This is a genomic window from Proteiniphilum sp. UBA1028 (assembly GCF_002316955.1).
Classification (GTDB): domain Bacteria; phylum Bacteroidota; class Bacteroidia; order Bacteroidales; family Dysgonomonadaceae; genus Proteiniphilum.
The window spans coordinates 27,016-27,300 of record NZ_DCEN01000083.1 but is presented as its reverse complement, the minus strand read 5'-3'; the positions used below and the strand labels follow the sequence as shown (position 1 = coordinate 27,300).

Below are 285 nucleotides of genomic sequence, written 5' to 3'. Positions count from 1 at the left end.
TTCAAGGTGAGTGGTCCCAACTGGGCTTGAACCAGTGACTCCCTGATTATGAGTCAGGTGCTCTAACCAACTGAGCTATGGGACCTTTGTTTTTGATCCGGAAAGATCAAAAGCGGGTGCAATATTACTGCTTTTTCCGGAGAAAACCAAATGATTTTCCTTTAAATCAACGGCGGTTTCACGTATATATTGCGCCGGTGCGTATTGACGGTGTAGAAGCGGCACTTCACGCTTCATCACCACGCTGATGATGAAATCATGATTACCCCGCCACAATTTGTGATT

1 protein-coding gene and 1 tRNA gene are annotated in these 285 nt (G+C 45.6%); both read right to left on the bottom strand.

Going from position 1 to position 285, the window contains the following annotated elements; translation table 11 throughout:
- Positions 1 to 11: 11 nt before the first annotated feature.
- Positions 12 to 85: transfer RNA gene (locus tag B3Z75_RS13380), tRNA-Ile, on the bottom strand.
- A partial coding sequence (locus B3Z75_RS13375; RefSeq protein ID WP_294072755.1) for a hypothetical protein occupies positions 76 to 285 on the bottom strand: 210 nt, incomplete at its 5' end. The genes B3Z75_RS13380 and B3Z75_RS13375, both read right to left, overlap by 10 nt.